Origin of the sequence: Lysobacter terrestris, from assembly GCF_014489475.1 — a bacterium.
In the GTDB taxonomy this organism is placed as follows: domain Bacteria; phylum Pseudomonadota; class Gammaproteobacteria; order Xanthomonadales; family Xanthomonadaceae; genus Agrilutibacter; species Agrilutibacter terrestris.
Genome location: NZ_CP060820.1, coordinates 138,124 through 150,941 on the forward strand (window position 1 = coordinate 138,124; position 12,818 = coordinate 150,941).

Below are 12,818 nucleotides of genomic sequence, written 5' to 3' on the forward strand. Positions count from 1 at the left end.
CCATGCTGCCCGCCCCGTTGAACCTGCAAGCCTGGATCGAGGAACACCGCCACCTGCTCAAGCCGCCGGTGGGCAACAAGTGCATCTACGTCGGCGACTTCATCGTGATGGTCGTGGGCGGCCCGAACCAGCGCACCGACTACCACTGGGACGAGGGCGCGGAGTGGTTCTACCAGCTCGAAGGCGAGATGGTGCTGCGCATCCAGGAGGATGGCGCCGTCCGCGACATCCCGATCAAGGCCGGCGAAACCTTCCTGCTGCCGCCACGCGTCCCGCACTCGCCGCAGCGCATGCCCGACTCGATCGGCCTGGTGATCGAGCGCAAGCGCCTGCCGCACGAGCTCGACGGACTGCTGTGGTTCTGCGAACAGTGCAACGAAAAGCTCTACGAAGAGTTCTTCCCGCTGCAGAACATCGAAACCGATTTCCCCGCCGTATTCGACCGCTTCTATTCCTCGCGCGAACACCGGACCTGTCGCAGCTGCGGCCACCTCAATCCGGCGCCAACGAAGTACGTGATGGCCGATACATGAAAGCTGTCATCCCGAGCGCAGCGAGGACCTGCTTCTCGCTTCTCCGATCGGGATGACCGCAGTGGAACAACCATGCTGAAAATCGACACCCACGCCCACTACCTCCCGCGCGACTGGCCCGACCTGGCGCGCAAGTACGGCGACGACCGGTTTCCCGTCATCCACCACACCGACGACGGTCGCCATCGCATCTACAAGGACGGCAAGTTCTTCCGCGAGATCTGGTCCAAGACCTGGGACGCGCAGGAGCGCATCGACGACTACGCTCGCTTCGGCGTGCAGGTGCAGGTGATCAGCACCGTGCCGGTGATGTTCAGCTACTGGGCCAAGCCGCAGCACGCGCTGGAGCTGCACCAGGCGCTCAACGACCACATGGCCGAAACCTGCCGCGACTATCCGCGCCACTACGCCGGCATCGGCACGGTGCCGCTGCAGTCGCCGCGGCTGGCGGTGCAGGAGCTGGAACGCTGCATGGACCAGCTCGGCCTGCAGGGCGTGCAGATCGGTTCGCACATCAACGACTGGAACCTCGACGCGCCCGAACTGTTCGAGTTCTTCCAGGCCGCCAGCGAACTGGGCGCGGCGATCCTCGTGCACCCGTGGGACATGATGGGCACGCCGTCGATGCCGAAGTACTGGCTGCCGTGGCTGGTGGGCATGCCCGCCGAGCAGTCGCGCGCCGCATGCTGCCTGATCTTCGGCGGCGTGCTGGAGCGGCTGCCGAAACTGAAGATCTGCCTTGCCCACGGCGGCGGCAGCTTCCCCTACACCATCGGCCGCATCGAGCACGGCTTCAACATGCGCCCGGACCTGGTCGCCACCGACAATCCGCGCAACCCGCGCGATTACCTGGAGCGTTTCTACTTCGACTCCTGGGTCGCCGACCCGCGCGCGTTGCGTTACCTGCTCGACACCTGCGACGTGTCGCGGGTGATGCTCGGCACCGACTACCCCTTCCCGCTCGGCGAGCAGACGCCGGGCGCCGGCATCGAAGCGCTGCAGCTGAGCGAGGCCGACCAGGCGCGCCTGTACCACGGCACCGCGCTGGAATGGCTGGGCCTCCCGAAATCCCGCTTTGCATAAGCACGCTTGCGTGAAACAGAAATGACCACCGAACTGTTTTCCTTCGCGCACGCCGATGCGCTCGACGCCGCCGATCCGCTCACCCGACTGCGCGGCGAATTCCTGATCCCTAAGCACGACGGCCACGAGCAGGCCTACTTCGTCGGCAACTCGCTCGGCCTGCAGCCGCGCGGCGCGCGCGCGCATGTCGAGGAAGTGCTGGACAAGTGGGCCGCGGAAGCCGTGGAAGGCCACTTCACCGGCAACGCGCAGTGGATGCCCTACCATGAACTGGTACGCGAACCGCTGGCGCGCGTGGTCGGCGCAAAGCCATCGGAAGTCGTGGCGATGAACACGCTGACGGTGAACCTGCACCTGATGATGGTCAGTTTCTACCGGCCCACGCGCGAGCGCCCGGCGATCCTGATCGAAGCCGGCGCGTTCCCGTCGGATCGCCATGCCGTGGCCTCGCAGCTGCGTTTCCACGGCTTCGACCCGGAAGCCGACCTGATCGAGATCGAGGCCGACGAGGCCAATGGCACCATCTCGATGGGAGCGATCGAGCGCGCGATCGCGCAGCACGGGCGTCGCCTTGCGCTGGTGCTGTGGCCGGGCGTGCAATACCGCACCGGGCAGGCCTTCGACCTGAAGGAAATCGTGCGCCTCGCGCATGCACAGGGCGCGGTGTGCGGCTTCGACCTCGCCCACGGCGTCGGCAACTTGCAACTGGAGTTGCACGACAGCGGCGTCGATTTCGCCGTGTGGTGCCACTACAAGTACATGAACTCAGGCCCGGGCGCCGTCGCCGGCTGCTTCGTGCACGAGCGCCACGCCGACACCGACCGGCCGCGCTTCGCCGGCTGGTGGGGGCACGACGTATCGACGCGTTTCCGCATGGGCCCGCAGTTCGTGCCCACGCCGGGCGCGGAGGGCTGGCAACTGAGCAATCCGCCGATCCTCGGCCTGGCGCCGCTGCGCGCATCGCTGGAACTGTACGACCGCGTCGGCATGCAGTCCCTGCGCGAGCGTTCGCGCCGGCTGACCGGCTACCTGGAAAAGCTGATCCACGCGCGCCTGGGCGACACGCTGCAGATCGTCACCCCGGGCGATCCGGTGCGGCGCGGCTGCCAGCTGTCGCTGCGCGTCGTCGGTGGTCGCGAGCGTGGTCGCGCCCTGTTCGAATACCTCGCCGCCAACGGCGTGCTAGGTGACTGGCGCGAGCCCGACGTGATCCGCATCTCCCCCGCCCCGCTCTACAACACCCACAACGACGTGCTGCGCTTCGCGCAGGCCGTGGAGAACTGGACCCATGAGAGCCGGCGAAATGGCTGAGCACCGTCACATCACCATCGTCGGCGCGGGCCTCGCAGGCGCCCTGCTCGCCACGCTGCTGGCGCAGCGCGGCTGGTCGGTGGATGTGTACGAGAAGCGCGGCGATCCGCGCGTGCAGGGTTACGCGGGCGGGCGCTCGATCAACCTCGCGCTCGCCGAACGCGGCCGCCATGCCCTGCGCTTGGCCGGTGGCGACGACGAGGTGATGGCGCAGGCCGTGATGATGCGTGGCCGCATGGTGCACTTCCTCGACGGCCGCACCGACCTGCAGCGCTACGGCAAGGACGACAGCGAGGTCATCTGGTCGGTGCACCGCGGCGAGCTCAACCTGATCCTGCTCGACATCGCGCAGCAGGCCGGCGCGCGACTGCACTTCCATCGCGGCCTGGCCGGCGTCGACTTCGCCAACCGCACCGCCCGCTTCAAGGACGATCGCGATGGCAGCGAGCACGAGGTCGCCTTCGAATCGCTGGTCGGTGCCGATGGCGCCGGTTCCGCCCTGCGGGCGGCGATGCTGCGCGAGCGCGACCTGGGCGAGCGCACCGAGTTCCTCGGCCATTCGTACAAGGAACTGGAAATCCCGCCGGCCGCCGACGGTGGTTTCAGCATCGAACCCAACGCCCTGCACATCTGGCCGCGCGGCCGCTACATGTGCATCGCCCTGCCGAACGACGAGCACACCTTCACCGTCACCCTGTTCCTCCCCAACGGGGGCGATCCGAGCTTCGAGACGGTGAAGAACGGCGCCGATGCGCGCGCCTTGTTCGAGCGCGACTTCGCCGACGCGCTGCCGCTGATCCCGCAGCTGGAGCGTGACTTCGAGCAGAACCCGGCCGGCCTGCTGGCGACGCTGTACCTCGACAACTGGCACATCGACGACCGCGCGGTCCTGCTGGGCGATGCGGCGCACGCGATGGTGCCGTTCCATGGCCAGGGCATGAACTGCGCCTTCGAGGACTGCGTCGCACTGGCCGAGCACCTGGAACGCAACGCCGATCGCGCCGCCGCGTTCGCGGCCTTCCAGAGCGAACGCCTGCCCAACGCACGCGCGATCCAGCAGATGGCGCTGGAGAACTACCTGGAGATGCGCGACCGCGTCGACGACGACGATTACCTGCTCCAGCGCGCGCTCGAACGCCGGCTCGCCGAACGCCACCCCGACCGCTTCGTGCCGCGCTACGCGATGGTGACTTTCCGCCGGCTGCCTTACGCGGTGGCCTTCGAGCGTGGCCAGCGCCAGCGCGAACTGCTGGTCGAGGCCACCCGTGGCCACGCCTCGCTGGAGACCCTGGATTGGGATGCGGTCGACGCATTGGTGCACGAGCGCCTGGCGCCGCTGCCCACGGAGGCGTGAACCGTCTCACCGCATGAAACCGGGATGCGGTACGAAGCCGCATCCACGGACCCTCAATCGCGCTCCAGGGGCGTCATCCCGAATGCAGTGAGGGATCTGCTTTCCAATCAGGAACCAGAACAGAGCCGTAGCCCGGGTAAGCGCAGCGCACCCGGGGACGATCAGACTGCCATCCCGGGTGCGCTGCGCTTACCCGGGCTACGTGAGTGAACGATTCCCCGATGCCCGCCAGCTTCCTGTTCTACGACCTCGAGACCTTTGGTGCCGATCCGCGCACCACTCGCATCGCGCAGTTCGCCGCGATCCGCACCGACGCCGACCTCAACGAGGTCGACGAGCCGATCAGCATCTTCGTACGCCCGGCCGACGACCTGCTGCCTTCGCCCATCGCCACGCTGATCACCGGCATCGCGCCGCAGGCCGCGCTGCGTGACGGCATGAACGAGGCGCAGGCCTTCTCGCTGATCTTCGACGAGATGGCGCGGCCCGAGACCTGCACGCTGGGCTACAACTCGCTGCGCTTCGACGACGAGTTCGTCCGCTACGGCCTGTTCCGCAATTTCTACGACGCGTACGAGCGCGAATGGCGCGGCGGCAATAGCCGCTGGGACCTGCTGGACGTGCTGCGCTTGGCGCATGCGCTGCGTCCCGACGGCCTGGCCTGGCCGCAACGCGAGGACGGCGCGACGTCGTTCAAGCTCGAACACCTGGCGCACGCCAACGACGTGCGCATCGGCGACGCGCACGAGGCGCTCTCCGACGTGCGCGCCCTGATCGGCCTCGCGCGCAAGTTGAAACAGACACAGCCCCGGCTGTGGGACTACGCCCTGAAGCTGCGCGACAAGCGTTTTGTCGCGAGTCTGGTCGACGTGGTGGCGATGACGCCGTTGCTGCACGTCTCGCAGCGCTTCCCTGCCAGCCGGCTGTGCTCCGCGCCCGTACTGCCGTTGGCGCGGCATCCGCGCATCGACAACCGGGTGATCGTGTTCGACCTGGGCCAGGACCCGGCCGCCCTGCTGCGGATGTCGCCCGAGCAGATCGCCGACCGGCTTTACACACCGATCGCCGACCTGCCCGAAGGCGAGGAGCGCATCGCGCTCAAGGAAATCCACCTCAACCGCTGCCCGGCCCTCGTGGCCTGGGACCACCTGCGCGCGGCCGACTTCACCCGCCTGATGATCGATCCGCAGGTCGTGGCGGAGCGCGCCGCGATCCTGCGCGAAGCGGGCCCGGCGCTGGCCGAGAAAGTCCGCCAGGTCTATTCGTCCGAGCGCGAACGCGCGCGCGCCGACGCGGACGCCTCGCTGTACGACGGCTTCATCGGCGACGGCGACAAGCGCGTGTTCGCCGAAGTGCGCGCCACGCCGCCGCAGGCATTGGGCATGAAGGGCTTCGGTTTCCGCGATCCGCGCCTGCCGGAACTGCTGTTCCGCTACCGCGCGCGCAACTGGCCGGACACGCTGTCGGTGAGCGAACGGGCGCTGTGGAACGACTACCGCCGCTCGCGCCTGCGTGACGAACGCGGGCTGTCCGAATACAGCTTCGATACCTTCCGCGCCGAGATCGCGGCGTTGCGGCTCGCCCATGCCGCCGATGGCGGCAAGCAGGTGCTGCTCGACCAGTTGGAAGCATGGGGCCACGAGGTCGAGGCCGGCCTGGCCTGAGCGCACGTAGACTGGCGCCATGAGCACCTACTTCTCCGACGCCGGCTTCAAGTTCCTGCGCGGGCTCGCCCGCCACAACGAGCGCGAGTGGTTCCTGGCGCACAAGGCCGACTACGAGGCGCACGTGCGCGAGCCGTTCCAGCGGCTGTTGGCCGACCTGCAGCCGGGCCTGCGTGAAGTCAGCGAGCACTACCGCTCCGAACCCAAGGGCAACGGCGGCTCGCTGTTCCGGATCCACCGCGATACGCGCTTCGCCAACGACAAGACGCCGTACAAGAACTGGCAGGGCGCACGCCTGTTCCATGCGCGCAGCAAGCAGGTGGAAGCGCCGGCGTTCTACCTGCACCTGCAGCCGGGCAACTGTTTCGTCGCTGCCGGCGTGTGGCATCCGCAGCCGGAGACGTTGCGGCGCATCCGTCACTTCATCGTCGACAACCCGGGCAGCTGGAAGGCGGCCGCGCACGGCACCGCGTTCCGCAAGCGCTTCGCCCTCGACGACGACGAGATGCTGACGCGGATGCCGCGCGGCTTCCCGGCCGACTTCGAATGCGCCGACGACCTGCGTCGGCGCAACTTCGCCGCGTTCCGGCCGATCGACGACGCGACCATGACCGGGCCCCGGCTGCGCAAGACCCTGGAAGGCGACATCGCGGCGCTCGGCCCCTTCGTCGACTACCTCTGCGCGGCGCTGGACCTGGAGTTCTAGGCGCTCGACCCGGCTTCCCAAGCTGTGACGCCGGCAGCGCCGAATGCGGCAACGCCGCATGACATACCGATACGTATGGGTATGCTCGCCCGCGATGCGTCGCTGGGCCCGGCGCAGAGCAGGACTTTCCGCGGCGACGCCGACGGCACAGCCGCTGCAGTTCAAGGGGAATGAACATGCGTCATCTGCTTTGCGGCCTGCTTCTGGCCGCCGCGGCACCGTGCGCGTCCGCCAATACCGGCGTGGCCTTCGTCCATGGAACGGGATCCCAGACCAACGCGTACCAGGACTACTGGCAACCGGCCATGGTCGATTCGGTCCGCCAGGGCCTGGCGAACACCGGCAACTACGTCGTCATCAACTGCGACTTCACCCAGTACATGTGGGACAGCCGCGCCGCCGGCTGCCTGGCCGGCCAGCTGAGCAACTTCATCAGCAGCAAGGGCATCACCCGCCTGATCGTGATCACCCACTCCAACGGTGGCAACGTGATCCGCTGGATGATGTCCAACCCGACCTACGACAGTCGCTATCCGAACATCATCAGCAAGATCGTCCGCGTCAACGCGCTGGCGCCTTCGTCCGCCGGCACGCCGCTGGCCGATGCCGTCATCAACGGCAACGTGTTCGAGACCTCGCTGGGTTGGCTGCTCGGCTACAAGTCCGACGCCGTGCGCCAGCAGCAGGTGAGCTGGATGGCGTACTACAACGCCAACTACCTCTACGGCACGAGCGGGCGCCCTGCCCTGCCCAAGCCGTTCCGCAGCGTGGTCGGCACCGACGTCGATTCCTCGCCGTTCGACGGCGACAGCTATTGCGGCGGCTACACCGAGAACGTCGGCCTGGAAACCACGCAGAACTGGCTCGACAGCTGCTCCGATGGCTTCCTCAACTGCAGCAGCCAGTCGGCGGCGGGCAGCGTGTGGTTCCAGGACAAGAGCCGCACGGCCGGCGCAGAGCCGCTGAGCCACAACCAGAGCCGTCGCGCCTGCTTCACGCTCGACACCATCCTCCGCAACGATCTCAAGCTCTGAGGGACCAGCCATGCGCATGAACATCACTGCCGCGCTGGTCGCGGCCTGCCTCGCGTCGCCTGCATTCGCCGCGAGCGCGGCACAGCCGCTGCTTCCGGCAGCAGCCACCGACCAGGTGCCGACGCGCCTGGTCGCACTGCCCGCACCTGCGGGCCAGTTCGAACGGGCACCGGTTTCGTTCTCCTGGGCGCTCGATCCGTTCGCACCGCTATCGCCTTCGCCCAGTTACGTCGCCGAGAGCCGCGAATACTGGCAGACCGTCGAAGGCAGCGAACTGCAGGCCGGCGTTGCGCTGAAGACCTCCGCGCCCGGCGCGGTGATCCGCATCAGCCCCGCGCGCGGTTCCGCGCCGCTGCACGCCAATGCGGTAGCCATGAACGGCAACGGCAAGGCCGCGCGGCTTGAACGCGCCGCCGACGCCGCCGCGTTGCAGGCCGCCGGGATGGACGTCGATGCCGGAACGGCGGTGGTCAAGCTCGCCAAGGAAAACGCTGCCGGTACGTATTCGTTGCGCACGGCCGAAGCCCGCGGCCGCTACGTCGTGCACGTGTTCGAACCGGAAAGCGACGTGGTGCTGAAGGCGCACGCCGATCGCCCGCACGTGCTCGGCGGCGACACCATCAGCGTCGCGATGGACGTCTCCCGCGGCGGTCGCACTATCGCTGCTCAGGCCGAGGCCCTGCTCGTGGCGCCCGACGGCAGCAGCCGCCCCATCTCGGTGACCAGCGACAAGAGCGGACGGCTCACCGCCAGGGCGAAACTGCCGATGCAGGCCAGCGCCGCCCCCGGTCTGTGGGAGTTGCAGCTGTTCGCCACTGGCGAAGGCGTCTCCCGCGACGCGCGCACGGCATTCGGCGTGTCCGCACCCACCGCGCGCCTCGGCGATGACGTCGGCGTCGATGCGTCACGCCTGCGCTTCGACATCCCGCTGGAAAGCGCCGCACCCGGACGCTACGAGGTGCGCGGCACGCTGTATGCGACTGCATCGGACGGGGCGATGGCGCCGGTCGCGCAGGCGCATTCGGCGGCGTGGTTCGAACGCGGCAAGGGCGCGCTGGTCCTCGCCTTCGATCGTGCGCACGTGCCGTCCGGGTACGGCGCGCCGTACGAGTTGCGCCAATTGGAGTTGAACGACCAGAGTCGCCTGGCGCCGCTGGAGAGCCGCGGTCGCGCCGTGCGCTTCTAGGCGATCGTTGCGTGAAGGATCGCGCAAGGGGCCGGATCGTTCCGGCCCCTTGCGAATCGCGGTTATGCTCATTGCACCCTCGCGGAGCATGCGCATGAAGAAGTGGCTCGCCCTGATCGTCGTCGTGGTGGTGCTGGCCTTGGGCTGGCTCGCCGCCGGACCCTTCGTCGCCATCCATGGCATCCGCAGCGCGGTGCAGGAACAGGACGCGGCCAAGCTGTCGGAGTACGTCGACTTCGCCGCCGTGCGCAGCAGCCTGAAGCAACAGGTCGACGACTACCTGGCGCGCCGCGCGGGCGCGGACCTGCAATCGAACCTGTTGGGCGCGATCGCGTTGCGCCTTGCCAGCGGCGCCAGCGAAGGCATGGTCGACGCGATGGCGACACCCGCCGGGCTCGCGGCGGTGATGGAAGGCCGCAACTTCTGGCATCGCGTGACGGGGCAGCGCTCCAGCAACGACGCCTACGCCAGCGCACCGCCGCGCGACCCCCTGGAAGGTGCGAAGTACCGCTACGAATCCCTGTCCCGATTCAGCGCCACGGTGCGCAACGCCGATGGCGATCCGGTGGTGTTCGTGTTGAGCCGGCAAGGCCTGCGCTGGAAGGTCACCGAAGTCCGCGTGCCCTTCCTCGCGGCATCGCCGACGGACGGGCCATGACCTTGACGCCCCCGTAATCGTCCCGGGCGCACTTTCCGCAGGGCAACCTCCTGCGGAGTAGCGCCATGAAGTTTCCCCGCCGCAGCCGCATGCCGGCCGCGGGACCGCCGTGAAGATCGCCCTGGTCGCGCCGCTTTACGAAGCCGTTCCACCCAAGCTGTACGGGGGCACCGAGCGGATCGTTGCGTATCTGGCCGACGCGCTGGTCGACCTGGGTCATGCAGTCACGTTGTTCGCCACCGCTGAAGCCCGCACGCGGGCGACGCTCGTCGCGGTTCGCGACCAGGCGATCCGCTTGGACCCGGCGCCGCTGAAATCCGATCTCGCCGCGCACCTGTCGATGCTGCACGAAGTGCGGTGCCGCGCGCACCACTTCGACGTGCTGCATTTCCATGTCGACCTGCTGCACTTCCCGATGTTCGAGGGCATCGCCGAGCGCACCGTGACCACGTTGCACGGCCGGCTCGACCTGAAGGATCTCGCGGAGGCCTACTGGCGCTGGCCGCAGTTCCCGCTGGTGTCGATTTCCGACCACCAGCGCGCTCCCTTGCGCTTCGCGCGCTGGCTGGGAACGGTGCCGCACGGACTGCCGGCCAACCTGCTCCGCTGCACCACGACACCCGAGGGCGGCTACCTCGCTTTCCTCGGCCGCATCTCGCCGGAAAAACGCCCCGATCGCGCCGTTGCGATCGCGCGGCGCAGCGGCATTCCATTGAAGATCGCCGCCAAGGTCGACCCGGCGGACCGCGCCTACTTCACCCACGTGATCCGCCCGCTGCTCGACGACCCGCTGGTGGAATACATCGGCGAGATCAGCGACGGCGACAAGGGCGGGTTCCTCGGCAACGCCCGCGCGCTGCTGTTCCCGATCGACTGGCCGGAGCCGTTCGGCCTGGTGATGATCGAAGCGATGGCCTGCGGCACGCCGGTAATCGCCTGGCCCTGCGGCTCGGTGCCGGAAGTCGTCGACGACGGAATCACCGGACGCATCGTCCACGACGAAGACGAAGCGGTTGCCGCGGTCGCCGAAGTGTCCGCACTGGACCGGCGTCGCATCCGCGCCGTGTTCGACCGCCGCTTCACGGCGGACGCGATGGCCCGGTGCTACGTCGACCTCTACCGGCAACTGCTGCGCAGCAGCGACGCAAGCCGCCGCCTGACCGCGTGATCCATGGAGCCGATCGCAGGCAACACGCTGGCCACGAACTACGTCCTCAAGGACGGCGACAGCTTCATCGTGGCCGATGCGGCCGGCGACATCGAAGGCGGCAGCGATGGCTTCTTCCACAATGACACGCGCCTGCTGTCCCGCTTCCTGCTGCGGTTGGGCGATTCGCAGCCCGCGCTGCTGAGCGCGGCGGTGAGCCGCGACAACGTCATGTTCGTCGCCCACCTCACCAACCGGCCGCTGCCGCCGCTGGGCGGCAGTCCCGCGGCGCAGGGCGTGATCCACCTGCAGCGCGAGCGCTTCCTGCGCAACGACCGCCTGTACGAGCGCATCGCCTGCATGAATTACGGGCGGGACGTGGTGCAGCTGCCGTTGCGGCTTTCGTTCGCGGCGGATTTCCGCGACATGTTCGAGGTCCGCGGCAGCGTGCGCGCGGCGCGCGGCGAGCTGCTGGCCGCGGAATCGACGCGCACCACGGTGGTTTACCGCTACCGTGGTCTCGACGAGGCCGTGCGCACGTCGGTGCTGGCGTTCTCGCGCGAACCTGCGCGGCTGGAGCCGGACATCGCCGAATTCATGCTGGAACTGCATCCGGGCGTACGCGAAGAGCTGTACCTGGAATGCGGCACCATCGCCGTCGACGCGCCTTCGGCGCAACGCTTCCGCGACGGCGCCGTGCATGCACGCGCCACCATGCGCAGCCGCCAGCGCCGCGCCGGCCAGATCCACAGCGGCGGGCCCCTGTTCGACGCGTGGATGGACAAGTCGCGCGCCGACCTCGCGCTGCTGACCAGCGAACTGGACACCGGACCGTATCCGTACGCGGGCATCCCCTGGTTCTCCACGCCGTTCGGGCGCGACGCGGTGATCACCGCGTTGCAGACGTTGTGGCTCGATCCGGGCATCGCACGCGGCGTGCTGGCTTTCCTCGCGCACCACCAGGCGCAGGAGGAATCTGCCTTTCTCGATGCCGCGCCGGGCAAGATCATGCACGAGACGCGCAAGGGCGAAATGGCGGCCATGCGCGAGCTGCCGTTCGGCCGCTACTACGGCGGCGTCGATACCACGCCGCTGTTCGTGACCCTTGCCGGCGCCTATGCCGAGCGCACCGGCGACCTCATGTTCATCGAGCGCCTGTGGCCCGCGCTGCGTGCGGCGACGCAATGGATCGAACGCGTGTGCGACGGCAACCGCGACGGCTTCCTCGACTATGCACGCGGCTCGTCCACCGGCCTGGCCAACCAGGGTTGGAAGGACAGCGAGGATTCGGTCTTCCACGCCGACGGCCGCTTCCCGCGCGGCCCGATCGCGCTGGTTGAAGTACAGGGCTATGCCTTCGCCGCGCTGCGCGCGATGGCGTTGCTGGCCAAGCGCCGCAACGACGTCGATGCAGCGATGCGCTGGCAGGAACGCTCGGAACGGCTCCGTGCCGCCGTGGAGGAACGCTTCTGGATGAGCGATGCCGGTTACTACGGCATCGCTGTCGACGGCGACGGCGCGTTGTGCCGCGTGCGCGCGAGCAATCCCGGCCACCTGCTCTTCGCCGGACTGCCGGATGCCGGGCGCGCGGCATCGGTCGCCGCCAATCTGCTGACGCCCGCGTTCCACACCGGCTGGGGGTTGCGCACGCTGGCTTCGGACGAAGTGCGCTACAACCCGATGTCGTACCACAACGGCTCCGTGTGGCCGCACGACACCGCGCTGTGCGCCGCGGGCCTTGCGCGCTACGGCGATCGCGCGGCGGCGGTGCGGCTACTGCGCGGCATGTTCGAAGCGGCGGTGCATTTCGACCTGCGCCTGCCCGAGTTGTTCTGCGGCTTCCCGCGCGCGCAGGGCCCCACGCCCGTAGCCTATCCGGTGGCGTGCCTGCCGCAGGCGTGGGCGGCGGGATCGGCGTTCATGCTGCTGCAGTCCTGCCTGGGGCTGGAGATCGACGGCTGGCGTGGCGAGGTTCGCGTCGAACGGCCAATGCTGCCGCCGGGCATCGACCGCATCGCGGTGCGGCATGTCGCCGTGGACGCACGGCGCGTCGACGTGGTGTTCCAGCGCCAGGGCGATCGCATCGGTACGCATCTGGAAGGCCGCGACGCGGCGGCGGTGCCGTTGCGGTTCGTGGGCTGA

The 12,818-nt window shown here is 68.5% G+C and carries 11 protein-coding genes; all 11 read left to right on the forward strand.

Annotated features, from left to right (window positions below; translation table 11 throughout):
• Nucleotides 1-2: 2 nt before the first annotated feature.
• The 11 genes from H8B22_RS00655 to H8B22_RS00705 all read left to right on the forward strand — a co-directional run bounded on the left by H8B22_RS00655 (nucleotide 3) and on the right by H8B22_RS00705 (nucleotide 12,818).
• Nucleotides 3-533: a 3-hydroxyanthranilate 3,4-dioxygenase gene (locus H8B22_RS00655; RefSeq protein WP_187712250.1), complete on the forward strand. Its 531-nt coding sequence runs from the start codon at nucleotides 3-5 to the stop codon at nucleotides 531-533.
• Nucleotides 534-605: 72 nt separating this feature from the next.
• A complete protein-coding gene (locus H8B22_RS00660; RefSeq protein WP_187712251.1) occupies nucleotides 606-1,616 on the forward strand; it encodes an amidohydrolase family protein in 1,011 nt (336 codons plus the stop codon).
• 21 nt (nucleotides 1,617-1,637) lie between these two features.
• Nucleotides 1,638-2,927 (forward strand): kynureninase, encoded by a 1,290-nt coding sequence (gene kynU, locus H8B22_RS00665; protein WP_187712252.1) that lies wholly within the window; start codon nucleotides 1,638-1,640, stop codon nucleotides 2,925-2,927.
• Nucleotides 2,920-4,281: an FAD-dependent oxidoreductase gene (locus H8B22_RS00670; protein ID WP_187712253.1), complete on the forward strand. Its 1,362-nt coding sequence runs from the start codon at nucleotides 2,920-2,922 to the stop codon at nucleotides 4,279-4,281. Before kynU ends, H8B22_RS00670 begins: the two co-directional genes overlap by 8 nt.
• A gap of 221 nt (nucleotides 4,282-4,502) precedes the next feature.
• Nucleotides 4,503-5,945, forward strand: coding sequence for an exodeoxyribonuclease I (sbcB, locus tag H8B22_RS00675; protein WP_187712254.1), 1,443 nt, complete (start codon nucleotides 4,503-4,505; stop codon nucleotides 5,943-5,945).
• A gap of 19 nt (nucleotides 5,946-5,964) precedes the next feature.
• A complete protein-coding gene (locus H8B22_RS00680; protein ID WP_187712255.1) occupies nucleotides 5,965-6,651 on the forward strand; it encodes a DUF2461 domain-containing protein in 687 nt (228 codons plus the stop codon).
• Nucleotides 6,652-6,827: 176 nt separating this feature from the next.
• Complete coding sequence (locus tag H8B22_RS00685) at nucleotides 6,828-7,685, forward strand: lipase family protein (protein WP_208456913.1); 858 nt, start codon at nucleotides 6,828-6,830, stop codon at nucleotides 7,683-7,685.
• Nucleotides 7,686-7,701: 16 nt separating this feature from the next.
• Nucleotides 7,702-8,871 carry a DUF4785 domain-containing protein gene (locus H8B22_RS00690; RefSeq protein ID WP_187712257.1) on the forward strand — a complete coding sequence of 390 codons (1,170 nt, stop codon included), beginning with the start codon at nucleotides 7,702-7,704 and terminating at the stop codon, nucleotides 8,869-8,871.
• A gap of 94 nt (nucleotides 8,872-8,965) precedes the next feature.
• Nucleotides 8,966-9,529, forward strand: coding sequence for a DUF2939 domain-containing protein (locus tag H8B22_RS00695; protein WP_187712258.1), 564 nt, complete (start codon nucleotides 8,966-8,968; stop codon nucleotides 9,527-9,529).
• Nucleotides 9,530-9,638: 109 nt separating this feature from the next.
• Nucleotides 9,639-10,697, forward strand: a complete 1,059-nt coding sequence (locus H8B22_RS00700; RefSeq protein ID WP_187712259.1) for a glycosyltransferase family 4 protein — start codon at nucleotides 9,639-9,641, stop codon at nucleotides 10,695-10,697.
• Between the two features lie 3 nt (nucleotides 10,698-10,700).
• Entirely contained in the window at nucleotides 10,701-12,818 is a 2,118-nt protein-coding gene (locus H8B22_RS00705) for an amylo-alpha-1,6-glucosidase (protein WP_187712260.1), read from the forward strand.

Excerpts from the sequence above, each read along its gene's own strand:
- H8B22_RS00685 (WP_208456913.1), top strand. The coding sequence starts at position 6,828 with ATGCGTCATCTGCTTTGCGGCCTGCTTCTGGCCGCCGCGGCACCGTGC.
- kynU (WP_187712252.1), top strand. The coding sequence starts at position 1,638 with ATGACCACCGAACTGTTTTCCTTCGCGCACGCCGATGCGCTCGACGCC.
- H8B22_RS00705 (WP_187712260.1), top strand. The coding sequence starts at position 10,701 with ATGGAGCCGATCGCAGGCAACACGCTGGCCACGAACTACGTCCTCAAG.
- H8B22_RS00690 (WP_187712257.1), top strand. The coding sequence starts at position 7,702 with ATGAACATCACTGCCGCGCTGGTCGCGGCCTGCCTCGCGTCGCCTGCA.
- sbcB (WP_187712254.1), top strand. The coding sequence starts at position 4,503 with ATGCCCGCCAGCTTCCTGTTCTACGACCTCGAGACCTTTGGTGCCGAT.
- H8B22_RS00655 (WP_187712250.1), top strand. The coding sequence starts at position 3 with ATGCTGCCCGCCCCGTTGAACCTGCAAGCCTGGATCGAGGAACACCGC.
- H8B22_RS00680 (WP_187712255.1), top strand. The coding sequence starts at position 5,965 with ATGAGCACCTACTTCTCCGACGCCGGCTTCAAGTTCCTGCGCGGGCTC.
- H8B22_RS00660 (WP_187712251.1), top strand. The coding sequence starts at position 606 with ATGCTGAAAATCGACACCCACGCCCACTACCTCCCGCGCGACTGGCCC.
- H8B22_RS00695 (WP_187712258.1), top strand. The coding sequence starts at position 8,966 with ATGAAGAAGTGGCTCGCCCTGATCGTCGTCGTGGTGGTGCTGGCCTTG.
- H8B22_RS00670 (WP_187712253.1), top strand. The coding sequence starts at position 2,920 with ATGGCTGAGCACCGTCACATCACCATCGTCGGCGCGGGCCTCGCAGGC.